This is a genomic window from Hymenobacter lapidiphilus (assembly GCF_013377885.1).
Taxonomy (GTDB): Bacteria; Bacteroidota; Bacteroidia; order Cytophagales; family Hymenobacteraceae; genus Hymenobacter; species Hymenobacter lapidiphilus.
This window is the reverse complement of record NZ_JABKAU010000024.1, coordinates 21,209-39,935: the sequence shown is the minus strand read 5'-3', so window position 1 is coordinate 39,935 and position 18,727 is coordinate 21,209. Positions and strand designations below refer to the sequence as shown.

Sequence of the window (18,727 nt, the reverse complement as noted above, 5' to 3'; positions counted from 1 at the left end):
CGAAGTGGAGCCGAAGCATCTCTACCGCTTCGTTGCAGTCATTCAGCGAAGCGGTAGAGATGCTTCGACTCCACTTCGTTGCGCTCAGCATGACGTTCTTTCCCTAATCCCTAATCCCTAATCCCTAATCCCTAACTACCTGGCATTCGTCCGGCTGGTCCTAATTGCAGCGTGCCGTCGTTGATGCGGGTGTAGCGGATATTTAGTAGGTCTTTGAGGTAGTTCTGATGGACAAACCAGGGGCGGCGGGAGCCTTGCCGGGGCAGCTCGCCACCCGCCCGCTGCACGTAGCCCGACGAGAAATCGAGCAGCGGCCGGGCCAGCAGGTCGGTGGGGCGGCGCGGTACGGCAATGGCCAGCTGGTGGCGGTCGAGGTAGCGCAGCAGGCGGCAGAAGTAGTTGGCCGTCAGGTCTACTTTAAGCGTCCAGGAGGCGTTGGTGTAGCCGAACGCCATCAGTAGGTTGGGCACGCCACTCAGCATCATACCCCGGTAGCTAAGCGTTTCCGATGGCCGCACCGGCTGGCCGTCAACCGTGAGCTGCATGCCGCCCAGCAGCTTGATTTTGAGCCCGGTGGCCAGCACCACCAGATCGGCGGGCAGCTCCCGGCCCGATTTCAACTGCAGGCCGTTGGGCGTAAACCGCTCAATTTCGTCGGTAACCACCGCGGCCCGTCCCTTGCGGATGGCCCGGAACAAGTCGCCGTCGGGTACCAAACAGATGCGCTGGTCCCAGGGATTGTAGCGCGGCGTAAAATGGGTGGCTACGTCGTAATCGGGGCCGAGCTGGCGGGCCGCCAAGCGCACGATCTGCCGCTTAACCAGCGCGGGCCGCCCCCGGGCAATGGCATACTGCACAATGCCCAGCAGCACGTTTTTCCAGCGCGTAAGCCGGTGGGCGAGGCCGCCGGGCAGCCACCGCCGGAGCCGGTTGGCCAGCGCATCTTCAGAAGGCTGGCTGACCACAAACGAGGGTGAGCGTTGCAGCATCGTAACGTGAGCGGCCGATTCGGCCATGGTAGGAACCAGCGTAACGGCCGTGGCCCCACTGCCCAGCACGACCACTTGCTGGCCGTCGTAGTTCAGGTTTTCGGGCCAGAACTGGGGCTGCACAATGCGGCCCCGAAAGTCGGATTCGCCGGCAAATTCGGGCCGGTAAGCCTGCTCGTAATCGTAGTAGCCGCTGCAGGCATACAGAAACCGCGCCTTCAGGCGCAGTTGCTGCCCGTTGTGCGCAACTGCCACGGTCCAGCAGGCGTCCGCACTCGACCAAGTGGCGCTCAGTACTTTATGGTCGAACCGAATGTGCCGGATAATACCGGCCTCTTCGGCCGTTGCGTGCAGGTAGTCGAGGATGGCCGGCCCGTCGGCAATGGCCTTGGGGTTGGTCCAGGGCCTGAACGAGTAGCCCAGCGTGTGCATGTCGGAGTCGGAGCGGACTCCCGGATAGCGGAACAGGTCCCAGGTGCCACCCAACGCCGGGCGCGCCTCCAAAATCTGGTAGGTTTTGCCGGGGCAGCGCCGCTGCAGCACATGCGCCGCGCCAATGCCCGAAAGGCCGGCCCCCACAATCAGCACATCAAGCAGCTCGTTTTCTGGTGTCATAAGTGCTGTTTTCAACTCTTGTTCTATTGTTCGACAGGCAGCGGGCTCAATAGCCGAAAAAATAAACCGGCCTGCTTACCGTCGTGTTCAGGCAGGAAAGCGAGTTGATTCGATCTTCTGGCAGCTAACCCAAATTGCGCAGAACGCTGTAGGGGCGGGGCTTGCCCCCGCCCGCCGTCCGCGCCGCTGCAACGGTAATCGTTTGACGATCCGCTACCGAATCGTTCAACGGCGGGCGGGGGCAAGCCCCGCCCCTACATCGGGCCAATAGACTATTATGCAGCCTAGGGTCTATACTGTGTCGTGGCCCTCGGTGGCCAGCTCGCGCAGCAGCTGGCGCAGGCCGGCGGGCTCCTGTAGCAGCCGCAGCACCTGAGCCAAGTACTCGGCTTCTGCTTTTAGGTGGCGCTTAAGCTGCCGGATTTCCTGTTCGCGCTTTTTGCCGGTGGTAGTACCCAGGCCGTTCTCGCCGTATTGCAGCCCCTGAATCTGTTGTTTGAGCTCGGTTTGCTGCTGCTGTAGGGCCTGGGTATAGCGCGTCAGCAGTGTGTCGTCGGTCTGGTCGGCGGGGGCGGTTTCGGCCAGCAGTTGCAGCAGCGTGTACAGGTCGTTGGCTTCGTAGGCCTCCGTAATGCGCTGCATAAGCTGGGTGCGCTGCCCATGGGTGCTTTCGTCGCGGCTCAGGTCGGGATGATGGGCGCGGGCCAGCTGGCGGTACAGGGTTTTGGTATTGGCCAGCAGCGCCTGCTCCTGGGTACGTGCGGCCTGGGCGGCGGCTTCCTCGGTACGTTGCTGCTTGGTTTTGCGCCGGGCCCGGGCGGCTTCGGCGGCCTGCTCGTGTGGGGCCTGCCCGGTTGCGGGGGCTGGTGGCGGCAAGTCTGCTGCCGGGGCCGGCTGCTCGTCTTCGTCCGCATCAGCGGCGCTGCGGCGCGGGGCGTATTTGCGCAGCATTTCGGCGGCATCTTCCCCAAACCGATCCTGTAGGGTGCGGGCGTTACCCAGCAGCAGGGCTGTAATCTGCTGCTGCTCCAGGCGGCTGAAATAGCCCAATAGCAGGGCTTCTTCCAGGGGGGCAAACAGCGCCTGCCGGGCCTGCACTACGGTTTCGGCGGCCGGGCCTACCTGCTGCCAGTAGCGGCGGCGCGCCTCGGCCTGTGCTTCCTTCAGCTCCCGTAGTCGCTGCCGCAGCCCTTCTACCCGCGCCACGGCCTCGGCAAAGGCCTGCTGCGCCGGCGTACCGGGCGCAGCCGCTGAAGCCAGAGCAGGCAGCGAGTTGGCCGCGGGCAGATCGGTGTAGGGGTTGTGCAGGTGCATAGTGAGCGGGTAGTGGAGTGAGCAGGGCAAAGATACGGTCATCCCTCCGCCGCCTCATCCCCATAGCTCATACGCCACCCGAAACGTGTTGCAATGTGCGTCCACGATGTCGGCCAGCCGCTCGGAGTAGCCGCCGCCCATGCTCACGGCCACAGGCAAGTGATGCTGGTAGCAGCGGCCGAGCACGTACTCGTCGCGCTGGCGGCAGCCGGCGGGAGTGAGTGCCAGCTTACCGAGCTTGTCGGTGGCCAGCACATCCACGCCGGCCAGATAAAATATGAAATCGGGCTGCACCTCGGCTAGCAGCCGGGGCAGCGTGGCGGCTAGCGTCCGCAGGTACTCGGTGTCGGTGGTGCCCAGGTCCAGGGCTATGTCGAGGTCCGACTGCTCTTTGCGCAGCGGGTAGTTGGCCCCGGCGTGCATCGAAAACGTAAACACCCGCGGCTCATCCCGGAAAATGCTGGCCGTGCCGTCGCCCTGATGCACATCGAGGTCGATGACCAGCACCTGCCGGGCCAGCCGGTGGTGGAGCAGATGGGCGGCGGCAATGGCTACGTCGTTGAGCACGCAAAACCCCTCGCCCCGGTCGCGGAAGGCGTGGTGGGTGCCCCCGGCCAGGCTCAGCGCCACGCCCTCCTGCAACGCCCACTTCGCCGACTCCAGCGTACCGGCCGCACTGCTCAGCGAGCGGCGCGTCAGCTCGGGGCTTTGCGGCAGGCCCAGGCGGCGTACCTCGGCCGCGCTCAGCTGCTGGTCGCGCACCTTCTGCCAGTAATCGGGGGAGTGTACGCGCAGAATGTCTTCTTCGGCGCAGAAGCCGGGGTCGTAAAAATCGGTTTCGGCGGCTATGCCCTGCCACAGCAGCTGCTCCCGAATAAGGCCGTATTTGGCAATCGGGAAGCGGTGGCCGGCCGGCAGGGGCAGCGTGTAGCGGTCGGAAGTAGCGAGGTGCATACAGGATAACTGGTTCCGGCCGCGGTTAGGGCTTGGGCAACACGACCACCACATCGCCGACGTGGAGGAGGCCACCCTGGATGATGCGGGCCGTGAGGCCGCCGTGGCCGCGCATGGCGTTGTAGCCGCCGGGCCCGAGCTCCTCTTCCATGCGCGAACAGGGGTGGCACTCCCCCGTAATTTCAAGCACCACTTCGGCGCCGATACTAATCTGTCGGTTTTTCAGGGCCAGCAGGTTCAGGCCGCTCACCACCAGGTTGCGGCGCAGCCGGCCCGGATCGAGCGGCCCAGGCAGACCCAGAAAGCCTGCCACGGCGGCCAGGTGTTCGTGCTGAATGAGGGTGATTTGCCGCTTGCCGCCGGGGCGCGGGCGGGCGTGGTCGCCCAGCAGGTGGCGGTCGGTTTCCGCCTCGGCTTCGGCTACCACCAGCATGGCTTCGCGCCGAACCGGGCGCAGGCCAATCCACTCGATGCGGCCCTGCTGGGGCAGCGTGCCCAGCAGCCGGGCAATGGTCGATTTATCGTCGCCGATGAAGGGAAAGGGCATTTTATAAGCGCAGAAATTGAAAACTCAGAACGATGGGCGGGTTTACCTCTCAACCCAATCTACAACCCTAAAAAATCCCAACCCGCAATCAGCCTGGCTACTCCGTAGGCTGCCCCGGCGGCCAGCGAACCAACGCCGGCCATTTTGAGTGCCCCCCACACGGGCGGCTGGCCAGTAAGGCGGCTGCGTAGATAGCCAAAAACCAGCAGGCATACCAGCGTTATCAGCGCCGACCAAACCAGGCCTTCGGAGGGTGTAGACGTGAAAAAGTAGGCGCTCAGCGGAATCAGCCCGCCTACCACGTAGGCCCCGGCAATGGTGTAGGCACTTTTGGGTGCCTGGCGCGGGTCGGGTTTCTCGAGGCCCAGCTCGTACTTCATCATGAAGCGTACCCACTGGTCGGGGTCGGCAGTCAGCTCGCGCACGGCCAGGGCGCGGGTGCTTTCCGACAAGCCGATTTCGGCCAGCAGCTCGTCTACCTCAGCCCGTTCTACCTCGGGCACGTTGGCTACTTCAGTGTACTCGCGCTTTAGCTCAGAATCGTAATGTTCCACTTCGGTGCGGCCAGCCAGGTAGCCACCCAGGCCCATGGCAATGGAGCCAGCCACTATTTCGGCCAGCCCGGCCGTAATCACAAGGCCCGACGAGTTCACGGCCCCACTCAGGCCAGCCGCCAGCGCAAACGGCACCGTCAGCCCATCGGCCAGCCCGATAACAATATCCTGCAGCACCGCCGAGCTGCTCAGGTGGCTTTCATCGTGTGGATGGATGTGCGGGTGTGGCATACGCAACGGCTGGGAAGTGGATAAAACGTGTAGCGGATAACTAACCTACGCCTACGTCCTACGTATGCTAAACCAACCGGACGGATTCGTGCCGGCATTATCTTCTGATTTTTTCTGACCTCTCTACTTATGGCTAAGTCAAACGCCACTACCAAAGCAAAAAATACGCAAACCAGCGGCCCTGCGTCCAGCATCCAGCCTATCCTCAACCAGCAGTTCGACGCGCCCAAGCCGCTTCAGAAGTACGGAACCGTCTCGCAGCGGCTACCCATTGGCCTCGACGAAAAAACGCGTCAGCAGAGCGTAACCCAGCTCAACCAGCTGCTGGCCGATACCATGACGCTGCGCGACATGTACAAGAAGCATCATTGGCAGGTAGTAGGCCCAACGTTCTACCAGCTGCACCTGCTCTACGACAAGCATTACGAAGAGCAAAGCACGATTGTAGATACCATTGCCGAGCGCATCCAGATTCTGGGCGGCGTGGCTATTGCCATGGCCCACGATGTAGCCGAGCTGACCACCATCCCGCGTACGCCCCGCGACCGGGAGGAGGCCCCCATTCAGGTGTCGCGCCTGCTGGAAGCCCACCAGATTATTCTCAAAAACTGCCACGATTACGCCAAGCAGGCCGATGAGGCCGGCGACGACGGTACCAACGACGTGGTAGTGAGCGACGTGATGCGGACCAACGAGCTACAGGTGTGGTTTGTGTCGGAGCACGTAGTAGACACGCAGCTGGTTCGTTCCGAATAAGTACTGCCTGCTGAGTAAGCCAAAAAGGCTTCTTCCCCGCCGCGGGAAGAAGCCTTTTTAGTTTATGGGACCTACGCAAAACGAAACCGTAGGCGCGATGCATAGAACAGCCCAAGTGCGTACGTCTTGGCTTACTCGGCAGGTAGTATGGGCTGCCCGCCCCGACGATGGTGGCGGCGGCGACGGCGCTTTTGCAAGTGGTTTTCCTCGGCTTCCTCTATCGAATGTGTCCGGCCGAGGTTGTGGTCCTGGCGGGCCTTCTCGGCCAGCATGCAGAAGTAGTTGTGGAGCATGTGGATTTCTTCCTCCGAAAAATCTTGCGCGTTGATGAGGCGGTTGCTGGCTCCCTTATGAGATGCGAGCAGCTCGTTGAGCTTCAGATGTAGCACCAGCGAATCCTTGTTCTGGGCCCGCTGAATGAGAAATACCATCAGAAAGGTAACGATAGTGGTACCCGTGTTGATGACCAGCTGCCAGGTTTCGGAATAGTGAAACAGCGGCCCCGTAGCGGCCCAGGCCAGTATGGTAGACAGCGCCAGGCAAAAAGCCGCCGTACTGCCCGACCAGGTGGTGACCCGGGCGGCAAACCGGGCGAAAAAGTGCGTGGTGCCCGCCGGCGCTACGGAAGAAGTGGGCTGCATACGACAAGGGTAGGGGAGCGGCAGTAAATGAAGCTGGTGGGAAAGCCATCATCGGCTGATACCAATGAGAACCTAATGCTGAGTGCAACCGGAGTGCCTCTGCTGCCTGGCTGCAACATGCTACGCAGCGGCCGAGACGCCTGGGTACGCTCAATACGACGTTCTTTGAGCTTTCTGAATAGCTTCTTTACTAAATATAAGCCCATTAAATGAATGCGGAACGAAATTTTTACGCCTGACAATGAGCCGTAAGCAGTACGCCGACGCATTATCTGACGGAAAAACGTGCCCCGCGCTTGCACCCTGACTTCCGACCCCCTACTTTTGTCATCGATTCGCCGCCTCAGCGAGTCCGGAGGCTTCGGCCTTTGAACAGGAAAGAGTGCTTGCCAACAACTGCGCACGTGGTGAAACTGGTAGACACGCCATCTTGAGGGGGTGGTGCCTTCGGGTGTGGGAGTTCGAATCTCCCCGCGCGCACTCTTGTAAAAAAAATCCGTTTTGGCCTTGGCCGAAGCGGATTTTTTGTTTTTAGGCATAATTCGTTTTCTGGCGCAGGCAGGAAACTTTGGCTTTCTTGACGCGGCAAATCAAGCTTCTCCCGCCTTCTGCCATGCAACTGCCCTCCCTGCAACACCTGGCCGCCGAAATGGCCCGGGTGGCCCGCCGCTTCCCGCTCACGCTGCTGTGCTCTTTCGTGCTGGGTGGTGTGGGTACCTACCTGATCCAGCGCGATACGTCGACAAGCCCGCAGGAAGGCGAGCTGCAATGGCTGTTTCCGCTATTAACAGCCGCGGGGCTGGGGCTGCCGCTCATGCTGGCGCTGGCCGTAACAGCCGAACGATATGGCTGGCGGCCGGCCGTGAAGGCAGCTGCGCAGCTGGGGGCATTGGCGCTGCTGGGACTCTGGTACGCACTGGCCCCCGCCGAGCCCAACCTCATCTGGGCGCTGCGGTTGATGTTGCTGCTGCTGGCGGCCCACCTGGCCGTAGCGGCCGGGCCCTACCTGGCCGAACTGCGCGGCACGGCCGACACGCCGGGCTTCTGGCGCTACAACCAAACCCTGTTTCTGCGCATTCTCACGGCCGCGCTGTACTCGGGCGTGCTGTTCGCGGGCTGCGCGCTGGCTTTGCTGGCCGTTGATAACCTGTTTGGGGTGAAGCTGGACGGCCGTTGGTACGGCTATTTGTTTGTGGGGCTGGCTACGGTGTTTAACACCTGGTTTTTCCTGGCCGGCGTGCCCACTAGTTTTGCGGCCTTGGAGCAGCCCGCTTCTTATCCAAAGGGTCTGAAGGTGTTTACCCAGTTTGTGCTGCTGCCGCTGGTGGTGCTCTACTTTGCCATTTTATACGCCTACCTGGGCCGTATTCTGCTTACCTGGACACTGCCGCAGGGCTGGGTTTCGGTGCTGGTGCTGGCGTTGGCGGTGGCTGGCATCTTCGCGCTGCTGCTCATTCACCCCATCCGTGAGGTCGCCGAAAACGCCTGGATAAGCACGTTTGCCCGCTGGTTCTACCGGGCGCTGTTTCCGCTGCTGGGGCTGCTGGCCGTGGCCATCGGCACCCGCATTGCCGAGTACGGCATCACGGAGGAACGCTATTTCGTGCTGCTGCTGGCCGGCTGGCTGCTGGGCATGGCCGCGTATTTTCTATGGCGCCGGGGCCAGGGCATCATCTGGATTCCGGCCTCGCTGGGGCTGCTGGCCCTGCTGGCTGCCGGCGGGCCCTGGGGCGCGTTTGCGGTGGCCGAACGCAGCCAGCTCGGGCAGCTGCGCGAAATCAGCCAGCAGTTCAACCTGCTGCAAAACGGCCACCTCGACAGCGCCGCCCAGCGGCAGCCGAATCTGCCTTTCAAGGCGCAGCAACGCCTAAGCTCAGTCTTCGAGTTTTTTGCCGCCCGTGACGCGCTATCTACCCTGCAACCGTTGTTTGCGGCCTCGCTCACGCCGCCCGATTCGGTGCGTAACCTTTCGCGGCAGCAGCAGAGTTGGCAGGGAACCGACTGGAAGGAGCGCCCTTTTACGCTCACCGGCTACGACCGGATTACGCGCTACGCCACCGAGAAGGACGTCCGTGAGTCAGCCCAGCGGGTGAACTTCGGGACGGAACGAAGCAACGTAACCAGCGAGGTGTACGCCCTGGGCAACGGCCGCTACTGGGTCAACGATATCAATGTGCACGAATATGATGGGGGCATTGCTGCAGCCAAAGTAGTGGCCTGGATTCCGTTGGCCGATAGTAGCGGTTTCCGGCTCCGGGCGCTCCGTTATGGCCGGCAGTTGTTATTAGAGCAGCGCCAGGGCATGGGCAGTTGGCAGCCGCGCCTATCGGTGTCGCCGGGCGCGTTAGCCGATTCGCTCGCTGCCGTTCACGGCCGTAACCTCGCCGATTACCGCGTCAATTTGACCGTAAAAGACCTTACGCTTCGCGCTGCCAGCTCCACCCTCATCCTGCAGCTCTACCTGACCGATTTAACCCGCGAGCAACAGGGCGACACCGTACGCTATAACTACCAGGCCCGCGCGCTACTGGAGGTGAGGTAAGCCAACGCCGGGGCGGCGAGCTGACCAAGCTGTCGAATACGCCGGGCTTACGCCCATATTTTTCAAGCCTTTATTACTCATTATCTGCTTGGTAATAAGCTGGTAATATCTCTGATTTGTTGGATGTTAGCTCTTGCTTAGGCACACGGGCGGGGCAGGAATTGGTGCCTACAGTCAGGTTGGCAATCCACTGCCGCATAATGGTCGTAACTTTCGTTGGGCAGTGCGGCATTGAGCTTCGGCTGGCCTTTGGGAAAGTTGGAATCTTCATTGCACCGCTTCCCTGAAACCATTCGCGTATTTCCGCGCTTACCAACGCATTCCCCATTCTATTCGATTTCCTCTATCATGGAGCAACAAATTCAGCAGCAGGTACAAGACTACTACGGCCGCGAGCTGACCACCAGCCAGGACCTGAAAACCAACGCCTGCTGCACCGACGATATTCCGACTGCCCATAAGCGCATTCTGGCCACGTTGGAGTCGGAAGTGCTGGAGAAGTACTATGGCTGCGGCGTGTGCGTGCCCTCGGCCGTGGAAGGCCTCACGGTGCTCGACCTGGGCTCGGGCTCGGGCCGCGACGTGTACTTGCTCTCGAAGCTGGTGGGCGAGCAGGGCCACGTAATTGGGGTGGATATGACGGAGGAGCAGCTGGCCGTGGCCAACCGCAACATTGCCGCCCACACCACCAAATTCGGCTACGCCAAGCCCAACGTGGAGTTCCGCCACGGCTACATTGAAGACCTGGCCGCTGCTGGCATCGAGGACAACAGCGTGGACCTGGTGGTGAGCAACTGCGTGCTGAACCTGAGCACCGACAAAGCCGCCACCTACCGCGAAATTTTCCGGGTGCTGAAGCCCGGCGGCGAGCTGTTCATTGCCGACGTATTCGCCGACCGCCGCATTCCCGAAAGCCTGCGTCAGGACCCGGTGCTCTACGGCGAGTGCCTGAGTGGTGCCCTCTACACCGAGGACTTCCGCCGCCTGCTACGCGAGCTGGGCGTGAACGATTACCGCCTCATGAGCCAGCGCCGCCTCACCATCGACAACGAGGAAATCGAGCAGAAAGTGGGCAACATCAAGTTCTACTCACTCACGGTGCGGGCCTTTAAGCTCGCCCTGGAAGACCAGTGCGAGGACTACGGCCAGGTAGCCACCTACCTCGGCACCCTGCCCGACGAGCCCAACGGCTTCACCCTCGACGACCACCACCACTTCGAAACCGGTCGGCCCATGCTGGTGTGCGGCAACACCGCCGACATGTTGGCCCTTACCCGCTTCGGTGTCCACTTCCGCCTCGATGGCGCCAAGGACCGCCATTTCGGCTTGTTCCCCTGCGGGCCGGTAGCCGCTTCCACCAGCAGCAACGCCGACGACACTACCGGTAGCTGCTGCTAAGCCGGCCGTGGCCTGCTGCACATTGCGCTTCTAACTTTTTCTCCTACCGCGTCCATGATTAAGTCCCTCAAGGCCACCGGCAACCAACTGGCCGACTCTGCTTTCCAGCTCACCGTGCTTAGCCGGGAAGAGGCCGATACGCACCACCAGCCGCGCTTTCACGAGAAGTTGCGTGGGGCTGGGTTCTTCCCGCTGCTGCCGGTAGCGCCGGCAGTCATGCAAATTAACGTGGGCAAGATGTGCAACCAGGTGTGCACCCATTGCCACGTAGATGCCGGCCCCGACCGCAAGGAAATCATGACCCGCGAAACGATGCAACTCTGCCTCGATGCGCTGGCCCAGACCGACATTGCCACGGTAGACCTCACTGGCGGCGCCCCGGAAATGAACCCCGATTTTCGCTGGTTTGTGGAGCAAATCAGCTGGCTGGGCCGCAAGGTGCTGGTGCGCTGCAACCTCACCATCATCGTGGCCAATAAGAAGTACCACGACCTGCCCGAGTTCTTCAAGCTGCACGGCGTGGAAGTAGTGAGCTCGCTGCCCTGCTACACCGCCGAAAACACCGACAAGCAGCGCGGCGACGGCGTGTTTGAGGACTCTATTAAGGCGCTGAAAATGCTCAACGCCGTGGGCTACGGTCAGGAGGGTTCGGGCCTGGTGCTGAACCTAGTATACAACCCCGGCGGTGCGTCGTTGCCCGGCCCCCAGGCCGGCCTGCAGGCCGACTACAAGCGGGCCCTTTCTCGGGACTTCGGCATTGTCTTCAATGAGCTTTATGCCATCACCAACCTGCCCGTGAGCCGCTACCTCGACTACCTCATCGAGTCGGGCCACTACGCGGGCTACATGGAGAAGCTGGTGAATGCTTTCAACCCGGCTGCTGCCGCCAGCGTGATGTGCCGCGACACCATTTCCGTGAGCTGGGACGGCGGCCTATACGACTGCGACTTCAACCAGATGCTGGACCTGCACGTGGCCAGCCCCGTGCGCCACATCCGCGACTTCGATGCCGCCGCCCTCGGGGAGCGCGCCATCGTGGTGAACCAGCACTGCTACGGCTGCACGGCCGGCGCGGGCTCCAGCTGCGGCGGCACCGTAGTGTAAGTAACCAGCTGCGTTAATCGGTACGAGAAAGGCCGACCAGTTCTACTGGTCGGCCTTTCTTTTTAAGCAGCGCTAAGAACCTACTTGAACAGAAAACAAGGCCGTCATGCTCAGCAGGTCCGCCTTTTCGCCGCATCTGCATATTCCTGAGTACTTAATTGAACGAGTACCGCAGGCCCAACTGCCCCTGCCAGCGCGAGTTGATAGGGTCGGTTTGCCAGGGTGTGCTGGTGGGCTGCTTGAACTGGTACACCGGCCGGTTATTCTCGATACGCACGAAATCGAGCAGCGCGTAGCCCGAGTTGTTGATGTTGGGCACGAAGTACTGGCGGCCCCAGTCGTTGCTCAGCAGGTTGCCCAGGTTGAGCACATCGAGCGTGATTTCCAGGCGCTGGGTGCCGGCTTGGGTGAGGGGCAGCTTGGCCGTGAGGCGCAGGTCGAGCTGTTGGGTCCAGGGGGTGCGGGCACCGTTGCGCTCGGCGTAGCCGCCGCGGCGGCCCGCCAGGTAAGGACTGTCTTTAATGTACTGGTCGAGCTGCTCGTACTGCTGCGCCGCCGATACCGGCGCGGCACCCGTGATGGGCGCCAGCACAATGTCCTCGCGGTTGCGCGGGATGAAGAGCAGGTCGTTTTTGGCCGAGCCGTCGCGGTTCATATCGCCCTCGTACACAAACGAGAACGGGCTGCCCGAACGTGCGATGTACACCAGGCTGGCGCCGAGGTTGACCTTTTTCACGTTCAGATTGTAGTAGATATTGCCGATGAACTTGTGGCGCAGGTCGAAGTTGGAATAGGCCAGGGCGGGGCTGTTGGCCACCAGCGACTGGTTCCACTCGTAGTTGGCGGCCGGCGACACGCGCACGCCGTTCACCAAGTCCTTGCTCTGACCGTAGCTGTAGCCGGCGTAGGCCTCCAGGCGGTTCTGAATGCGCTTGCTGAGCGTGAAGGTGGCGTTGTAGTTGTAGCCCTGGTCGGTGTTGCGCATCACAAACACGTTGGTAAACGCGGGGTCGATTTTGGCCGCGCTGCCGGTGTTGGTGAAGTAGGGCCGGTTGTCGGCACCAGCGAAGGTGGATTTGGCATCCTTGAAATTGATGGACTGAAACAGCATGCCTGCCACCACTTTCGAGTACAGGCCCTCGACCGTGAAGGTGAAATCGTAGGGCAGCTTCACATCAACGGCCAGCGTAGATTTCCAGTCGCGGGGCAGCTTGAAATCGTTGTCAATCAGGTTGATTTCGGCAATGCCAGGCTGCACCGATTGTAGCGCCGATAGGTCGTCGGCAATGGGCAGGGCGCCGGTGGGGCGGAAGTCGATGTTGTTGTAGCGGTTGCCCGAGATGTAGTGCGCATAGGCGTACCACACAAACGGAATACGCCCCGTGAATAGCCCCGAGCCTCCGCGCACCTGCACGGTGTTGGCCTCATTCAGCTGGTAGTTAAAGCTGAGGCGGGGGTTGAACTGCGGCACGCCGCCAAACTTGTTCTGGTACTGCGCAAACTCCGGGTTCCGGGCCACGGCCGGGTTCACAGGCACCTTGTCGGGGTGCAGCTGCATGTCGAGGCGCAGGCCCAGCTGCAGGCTCAAGCGGTCGGTTGGGCGGTAGTCGTCCTGAGCGTAGGCGCTGAGCAGCATCACCCGATAATCGGCCGAGGGCTGGGTTTTGTTGAAGGCCGCGTCGTTGTTTTCGGTGTTGTAGACGCCGCGTACGCGGGTGGGGCGGTTGGCCAGAAACGCATCCACCGAGGGGTACTGCCAGCGGCCGTTAAATGCCGTCAGGAAGCGGTACTCGATGTTGTTGAGCTCGTTGGAGGTGCCGAAGGTGAGCGTGTGCTTATCCTTGAAAATTGTCAGGTTGTCGGTCAGCTGGGTGGTGCTCACGCTGGAGCCATAAATGGCGGCCTCGCGGTAGGTGCCCGCGTAAATGATGGTGGAGGCGTTGTAGTTGATTTCGAGGTGCGGAAACAGCCGGTTCTGGTAGCTGCGGTCTTCGTTCACGGTATTATAGCCGGCAATCAGCTGGTTCGAAACCCGGTTGTTGAACGTACTTTTCAGCTCGGCCACCAGGCTGTTGGTGCGGCTGTTGTGCCGGAAACCCTGGTTGCCGTAGTTAAGCACCGTGGGCGAGCGTTCGAGGTTGTCGGCGAAGCCGGCCACGTAGTTGTCGCGCAGCGTGAGACGGTGCTTGTCGGAGATGTTGTAGTCGAAGCGCAGCAAAAACTTGTCGCTGTTGCGCTTGATGGACGCGTTGCCAAACGTGCCGGGGTCGTAGCCGTACTCCGACTTTAGGAAGTCGCTCACCTGCTGGGCCACCTCCAGCGGTACGCCGGCGCCGGGCGCGCCGGGCGCAAACGAGACTGGCTCCTCGCGGCGCTGCAGCTCGTAGTTGCCGAAGAAAAACAGTTTGTTTTTGATGATGGGCCCGCCCAAGCTGGCGCCCGACTGGATGTCATAGTACTTGTCGATGGGCGTGCGCTGGCCGTCCACGCTCCGGCCCGTAATGACTTGGTTGCGGCCGTAGCTGTACACGCTGCCCGCAAACCGGTTGGTGCCGCTCTTGGTCACGGCGTTGATGTTGGCCCCCGTGAAATTGCCCAGTGTGACGTTGAAAGGCGAAATCACGACCGAAATTTCGTCGATGGCATCGAGCGAAATGGGCTGGGTACCAGCCAGCGCGCCGGGCGTGCCCGCCGCTACCGAGCCCGCCGCGCCGCTCGACGGCTCCTGAAACCCGAGCACGTCGTTGGTGGCCATGCCATCAATGCTCAGGTTGTTGAAGCGGTAGTTGGAGCCGCCGAAGGAGTTTTTGTTGCCCTGCGGCATCAGCTTGGTGAGGTCGCCGAGGCTGCGGTTCACCGTGGGCGTATTCTGGATGGCCGTCTGGCCCAGGTGGTAGGCTTGGCCGTTTTTGTCGGTCGTGAAAGGGTCACTCTTGTTGGCCGTCACCTGCACGTCGGCCAGTTCGGTGCTGGTTTCGCGCAGCGTGAACGTCTGGCGGGCCACTTTGCCCAGGCTCAGGTATAGCTCCGTTTTGGTTTCAGTGGTGTAGCCCACAAAGCTCACCTGCACTTGGTAGGGTCCGCCGGGCTTGAGGTTGTTGAGCAGAAACTTGCCGCTGGGGTCCGACTGCGTACCGCTGCGGGTGCCCGTGGGCACGTGCGTCAGCAGCACCGTGGCGCCAGGAATGCCGGCCCCATCCTGGCCCACCACCTGGCCCTCAAAAGCGCTGGTCGTAAGCTGGGCAAACGTGAGCAGCGGTAGAAAGGCGGCTAGTAGCAGGAGTAGGAGTTTTTTCACGTGAAGAGGTTAAGAGGGGGAGGGAATTGAGTCGGCGTGTCATGCTGAGCGCAGTCGAAGCATCTCTACCGCTTCGTTGGATTACTACCGCAACGAAGCGGTAGAGATGCTTCGACTGCGCTCAGCATGACGTTCATTTATCAGAGCGGCATCAACGGCTCAGCGTGTGAAAGGTGTAGTAGAAGCCCGCGCTCAGCAGTGCGGCCACCGGCAGCGTGAGCAGCCACGACAACCCGATTTTGGCAATCTCGCGCGAGTTGGCCGTGCCGTTTACCAGCCCGATGCCGTAGATGCTGCCCACCGATACGTGCGTGGTGGACACGGGCAGGCCGAATTTGCTGGCTGCAATCACGAGCAGGCTCGTTATCAGGTTGGCCGTGAAACCCTGGCCGTGGTTGAGCTTCGATATCTTCTTGCTCATGGTGTCGGCCACCTTGCGCGCATTCAGCAGGCCACCAATGGCCATGGCCACGGCCAGCACGAGCACATTCACGGGCATATCGAAGAACTTGCACAGCAGCAGCAGTCCCACCAGCTTGGGCGTGTCGTTGAGGCCGCGGGCAAAGCGCATGGCTGCGGCGCTGGCGTAGTGCAGGTTGTTGATGAGGGGCTGAAAATTCAGGCCGATGAACTTGCCCTGGTAGCGGTTCTGGCACTCGGCCTGGGTGCCCGTGCCGGCCTGCAGCGTGGGCAGCGCCGTGAAGGCGGCAGTAGGCGCCGCCACCGCTGGCACCCAGGTGTCGCCCACGCACACGCACGATGCCTCAGTGATGCCCGCCGCCCGCCGGCCCTGCCGAAACAGCACGTACACCAGGCTGCCCAGCCCCACGGCCAGCACCGGCCCCAGAATGAGCGGTAGAAAAAAGCTGGCGCCCAGCTTGGCAAAATTCACGGCCGTGCCCACTGCCACCAGCCCGGCCCCCACCAATGCGCCCACCAGCCCGTGGGTGGTGGAAATGGGAAAGCCAAACCGCGTGGCCAGCAGTACCGTAACACCCGCCGCCAAGGCTACCGACAGCGTGAAATCAACCGACTGAATAATGTCGTCGGGCACCAGCCCTTTGCCCGAAAAGTTCTTAATCAGCTCTTCCGCAAAGAAATACGAGCAGATGGAGCCGGCAAACGTGGCTATCGTGGCCAATATCAGGGCCGGGCGGTAGGCCATCGTGCCGCTGCCCCACAGCGTAGCCACGCCCTTAAAGTTGTCGTTGGCGCCGTTGGAATATGTGAGCAGCAAGACTGCCAGAAACAGCAGAAGTAACAGCATGGGCAACAGCAGTAAAAGACCTAAACTATAAACTCCACGCCAGAAACCAGCGTGGAGCTTATGAGGCAATTTACGGCTGTATTCCGACCGTTGGTTTTACCGGATCAAGAAATAGTTTCCGGCTGGCTGGCGGCGCAAAACCAACCGATGTACAGCGCAGCTACGCCCCGCCTAGTAGGCCAAATTGAGGCCTACTAGCTTCGTTTATTCCCACTCAATAGTAGCCGGCGGCTTGGAGCTGATGTCGTACACCACGCGGTTGATGCCGCGCACCTGATTGATGATTTTGTTGCTGACTTCGGCCAGAAACTCGTAGGGTAAGTGCGACCAGTCGGCCGTCATGCCGTCTACGCTGGTTACGGCGCGCAGGGCCACCACCTGCTCGTAGGTACGCTCGTCGCCCATTACGCCCACGCTCTGGATGGGCAGCAGCATTACGCCGGCCTGCCACACTTCGTCGTAGAGGTTGTGCTCTTTGAGGCCGTTGATGAAGATGGCGTCGGCGCGCTGGAGCAGGTCTACTTTATGGGGCGTGATGTCGCCCAGAATGCGGATGCCCAGGCCGGGGCCGGGGAAGGGGTGGCGGTGCAGAATGTGGCCCGGTAGGCCCAGCGCCGCGCCTACCTCACGTACCTCGTCCTTGAACAAGGCCCGCAGCGGCTCCACAATCTTCAGGTTCATCTTCTCGGGCAGGCCGCCCACATTGTGGTGGCTCTTGATGGTCACGGCCGGGCCGTTCACCGAAACCGACTCAATCACATCGGGGTAAATGGTACCCTGGGCCAGCCAGCGGGCGCCATCTACTTTCTGCGATTCCTGGTCGAATACCTCAATAAAGGTGCGGCCGATGGCCTTGCGCTTCTGCTCGGGGTCGGTGAGTCCTTCGAGGGCGGCGTAAAACTCGGCGCTGGCGTCCACGCCGCGCACGTTCAGGCCCAGGTCCTTGTAAGAATGCAGCACGTCTTCGTACTCATCCTTACGCAGCAGGCCGTTGTTTACGAATATACCGTGCAGCCGCGAGCCAATAGCGCGGTGCAGCAGCAACGCCGCCACGCTCGAATCGACGCCGCCCGAAAGGCCCAGAATAACCTGGTCCTGCTCGCCAATGGTGGTCTGCAGCGTGGCTACCATACTGTCGACAAAGTGCTCGGGCGTCCAGTCCTGGGCGCAGCCGCACACGTCTACCACAAAATTGCGCATCAGGCGCTTGCCATCCGTCGAGTGCGTTACTTCGGGGTGGAACTGGATGCCGTAGGTTTGTTGACCCTCGATTTCGTAAGCCGCCACCGCCACGTCGGGTGTGCCGGCAATAGCCAGAAAGCCCGCCGGCAGCTCCTTGATGGTGTCGCCGTGCGACATCCAGACCTGCGAGCCGGGTTCCAGGCCATGCAGTAGTGGGTGGTGCTGGTTGATGTGGCTGAGGCGGGCGCGGCCGTACTCGCGGATGGTGGCCGGCAGCACCTCGCCTCCCTGCTGGTGGGCCAGCAGCTGCGCGCCGTAGCACACGCCCAACACCGGCACCCGGCCCAGGTAGGCGCTCAGGTCGGGGTTGGGCGAATCTGCGTCGCGCACCGAGCAGGGCGAGCCCGAAAGCACAACGCCCCGGATATCCTCAGTGAGGTCCGGGGCGTGCGTAAACGGGTGAATTTCGCAGTAAACATTCAGCTCCCTAATGCGCCGGGCAATGAGCTGGGTGTATTGCGAACCGAAATCGAGGATGAGAATTTGTTCAGGCATAGGCAAAATTAGCGTGCCGAATCCATACCAACCCTACTTTCTGGCTTTTTTCTCCCGTCGCTCCGCTGGGTCCGCCGTCGCCGCCGGCCAAACGGCGGCTTCTGCGGGGCTAAGGCAGCGGTTGGCCGTAAATGCGCCCTGCCGGTTTGGCGCCCGGTCCGAAACACGGTACCTATGCACTCGCTCACTCCGGAAGCCACTGCCCCGATCCGAGGTGCCGACCCATCAGCGGCGGCTTCGGCCGTCTGGCCTCCGGGCTCTCGCAGAGCAATATTTCCGTTCTCCACCTTCCTATTATGCTAGTTTCTCCTCTACTTTGGTCGCTGCTCTCCTGGAGCATATTCGCGTGGCCGGGGGCTCCGCTGCCGGCCACGCCGGGGGTACAAGGCCCCGCTACCCGCGAGGTGTACGGCAACGTTACCGACCTCAAGAATATCCCCGTAGCCGGCGCCTCGGTTTCGGTCGGCACCGACAGCAGGACCCTGGTTGTCACCAACTCAGAAGGTCGGTTTCTACTTAAAGGCAGCGCGCTGGAATTCCGCCTGCTCATCACTTCCGCGGGCTACTACGATACCAGCGTGGTTGTGCCTGCTGCCAGCACTGCCTTCAACGCCCGGTTGCGGCCCATTGCCAACTACAAACGCCAGTTCAAGCGCCAGTACAAATCAGCGAAGCGGGCCTACAAAAATTAAGGTCTCTGGCGAATAAGTTAAGTGCTTCAAAACAAAAGCATTGCTGCCGAAAAGCTGCATAAACCGCATTTATTTTAGCCTGCATGCC

General features: G+C 61.5%; 14 protein-coding genes and 1 tRNA gene. 6 read left to right on the top strand and 9 right to left on the bottom strand.

Annotation, left to right across the window (positions count from 1 at the left end):
• Positions 1-131: 131 nt before the first annotated feature.
• The 5 genes from HW554_RS13145 to HW554_RS13125 all read right to left on the bottom strand — a co-directional run bounded on the left by HW554_RS13145 (position 132) and on the right by HW554_RS13125 (position 5,204).
• A complete protein-coding gene (locus tag HW554_RS13145) occupies positions 132-1,604 on the bottom strand; it encodes a flavin-containing monooxygenase (RefSeq protein ID WP_176909047.1) in 1,473 nt (490 codons plus the stop codon).
• Positions 1,605-1,895: 291 nt separating this feature from the next.
• The gene (locus HW554_RS13140) at positions 1,896-2,948 is read right to left on the bottom strand and encodes a J domain-containing protein (RefSeq protein WP_176909046.1); all 1,053 of its coding nucleotides are present in this window, start codon (positions 2,946-2,948) and stop codon (positions 1,896-1,898) included.
• Positions 2,949-2,972: 24 nt separating this feature from the next.
• The gene (locus HW554_RS13135; RefSeq protein WP_176909045.1) at positions 2,973-3,872 is read right to left on the bottom strand and encodes a histone deacetylase family protein; all 900 of its coding nucleotides are present in this window, start codon (positions 3,870-3,872) and stop codon (positions 2,973-2,975) included.
• A gap of 25 nt (positions 3,873-3,897) precedes the next feature.
• Positions 3,898-4,419, bottom strand: coding sequence for an MOSC domain-containing protein (locus tag HW554_RS13130; RefSeq protein ID WP_176909044.1), 522 nt, complete (start codon positions 4,417-4,419; stop codon positions 3,898-3,900).
• A gap of 59 nt (positions 4,420-4,478) precedes the next feature.
• Positions 4,479-5,204, bottom strand: coding sequence for a VIT1/CCC1 transporter family protein (locus HW554_RS13125; protein WP_176909043.1), 726 nt, complete (start codon positions 5,202-5,204; stop codon positions 4,479-4,481).
• Positions 5,205-5,333: 129 nt separating this feature from the next.
• On the opposite strand from HW554_RS13125, the gene HW554_RS13120 reads away from it, so the two are divergent.
• Positions 5,334-5,960, top strand: coding sequence for a Dps family protein (locus HW554_RS13120; RefSeq protein ID WP_176909042.1), 627 nt, complete (start codon positions 5,334-5,336; stop codon positions 5,958-5,960).
• A 131-nt stretch (positions 5,961-6,091) separates the two neighbouring features.
• On the opposite strand, the gene HW554_RS13115 is transcribed toward HW554_RS13120, so the two are convergent.
• Positions 6,092-6,601, bottom strand: a complete 510-nt coding sequence (locus HW554_RS13115; RefSeq protein ID WP_176909041.1) for a low affinity iron permease family protein — start codon at positions 6,599-6,601, stop codon at positions 6,092-6,094.
• A gap of 398 nt (positions 6,602-6,999) precedes the next feature.
• Here HW554_RS13115 and HW554_RS13110 point away from each other — a divergent pair.
• From HW554_RS13110 to arsS, 4 genes are all read left to right on the top strand, one after another.
• A tRNA-Leu gene (locus HW554_RS13110) sits at positions 7,000-7,081 on the top strand.
• Positions 7,082-7,214: 133 nt separating this feature from the next.
• Positions 7,215-9,143: a DUF4153 domain-containing protein gene (locus HW554_RS13105; protein WP_176909040.1), complete on the top strand. Its 1,929-nt coding sequence runs from the start codon at positions 7,215-7,217 to the stop codon at positions 9,141-9,143.
• 348 nt (positions 9,144-9,491) lie between these two features.
• On the top strand, positions 9,492-10,541 hold the full coding sequence (locus HW554_RS13100) for a methyltransferase domain-containing protein (protein WP_176909039.1): 1,050 nt from the start codon (positions 9,492-9,494) through the stop codon (positions 10,539-10,541).
• A gap of 57 nt (positions 10,542-10,598) precedes the next feature.
• The gene (arsS, locus tag HW554_RS13095; RefSeq protein ID WP_176909076.1) at positions 10,599-11,645 is read left to right on the top strand and encodes an arsenosugar biosynthesis radical SAM (seleno)protein ArsS; all 1,047 of its coding nucleotides are present in this window, start codon (positions 10,599-10,601) and stop codon (positions 11,643-11,645) included.
• Positions 11,646-11,799: 154 nt separating this feature from the next.
• On the opposite strand, the gene HW554_RS13090 is transcribed toward arsS, so the two are convergent.
• The 3 genes from HW554_RS13090 to guaA form a co-directional block, all read right to left on the bottom strand.
• Positions 11,800-14,943, bottom strand: coding sequence for a TonB-dependent receptor (locus HW554_RS13090; protein ID WP_176909038.1), 3,144 nt, complete (start codon positions 14,941-14,943; stop codon positions 11,800-11,802).
• 151 nt (positions 14,944-15,094) lie between these two features.
• Complete coding sequence (locus HW554_RS13085) at positions 15,095-16,210, bottom strand: inorganic phosphate transporter (RefSeq protein ID WP_176909037.1); 1,116 nt, start codon at positions 16,208-16,210, stop codon at positions 15,095-15,097.
• A 204-nt stretch (positions 16,211-16,414) separates the two neighbouring features.
• Positions 16,415-17,947: a glutamine-hydrolyzing GMP synthase gene (guaA, locus tag HW554_RS13080; protein WP_176909036.1), complete on the bottom strand. Its 1,533-nt coding sequence runs from the start codon at positions 17,945-17,947 to the stop codon at positions 16,415-16,417.
• A gap of 296 nt (positions 17,948-18,243) precedes the next feature.
• On the opposite strand from guaA, the gene HW554_RS13075 reads away from it, so the two are divergent.
• The gene (locus tag HW554_RS13075; RefSeq protein WP_176909035.1) at positions 18,244-18,639 is read left to right on the top strand and encodes a carboxypeptidase-like regulatory domain-containing protein; all 396 of its coding nucleotides are present in this window, start codon (positions 18,244-18,246) and stop codon (positions 18,637-18,639) included.
• Positions 18,640-18,727 lie beyond the last annotated feature (88 nt).

Excerpts from the sequence above, each read along its gene's own strand:
- HW554_RS13120 (WP_176909042.1), top strand. The coding sequence starts at position 5,334 with ATGGCTAAGTCAAACGCCACTACCAAAGCAAAAAATACGCAAACCAGC.
- HW554_RS13100 (WP_176909039.1), top strand. The coding sequence starts at position 9,492 with ATGGAGCAACAAATTCAGCAGCAGGTACAAGACTACTACGGCCGCGAG.
- HW554_RS13075 (WP_176909035.1), top strand. The coding sequence starts at position 18,244 with ATGCTAGTTTCTCCTCTACTTTGGTCGCTGCTCTCCTGGAGCATATTC.
- guaA (WP_176909036.1), bottom strand. The coding sequence starts at position 17,947 with ATGCCTGAACAAATTCTCATCCTCGATTTCGGTTCGCAATACACCCAG.
- HW554_RS13115 (WP_176909041.1), bottom strand. The coding sequence starts at position 6,601 with ATGCAGCCCACTTCTTCCGTAGCGCCGGCGGGCACCACGCACTTTTTC.
- HW554_RS13105 (WP_176909040.1), top strand. The coding sequence starts at position 7,215 with ATGCAACTGCCCTCCCTGCAACACCTGGCCGCCGAAATGGCCCGGGTG.
- HW554_RS13085 (WP_176909037.1), bottom strand. The coding sequence starts at position 16,210 with ATGCTGTTACTTCTGCTGTTTCTGGCAGTCTTGCTGCTCACATATTCC.
- HW554_RS13130 (WP_176909044.1), bottom strand. The coding sequence starts at position 4,419 with ATGCCCTTTCCCTTCATCGGCGACGATAAATCGACCATTGCCCGGCTG.
- HW554_RS13145 (WP_176909047.1), bottom strand. The coding sequence starts at position 1,604 with ATGACACCAGAAAACGAGCTGCTTGATGTGCTGATTGTGGGGGCCGGC.
- HW554_RS13125 (WP_176909043.1), bottom strand. The coding sequence starts at position 5,204 with ATGCCACACCCGCACATCCATCCACACGATGAAAGCCACCTGAGCAGC.
- HW554_RS13135 (WP_176909045.1), bottom strand. The coding sequence starts at position 3,872 with ATGCACCTCGCTACTTCCGACCGCTACACGCTGCCCCTGCCGGCCGGC.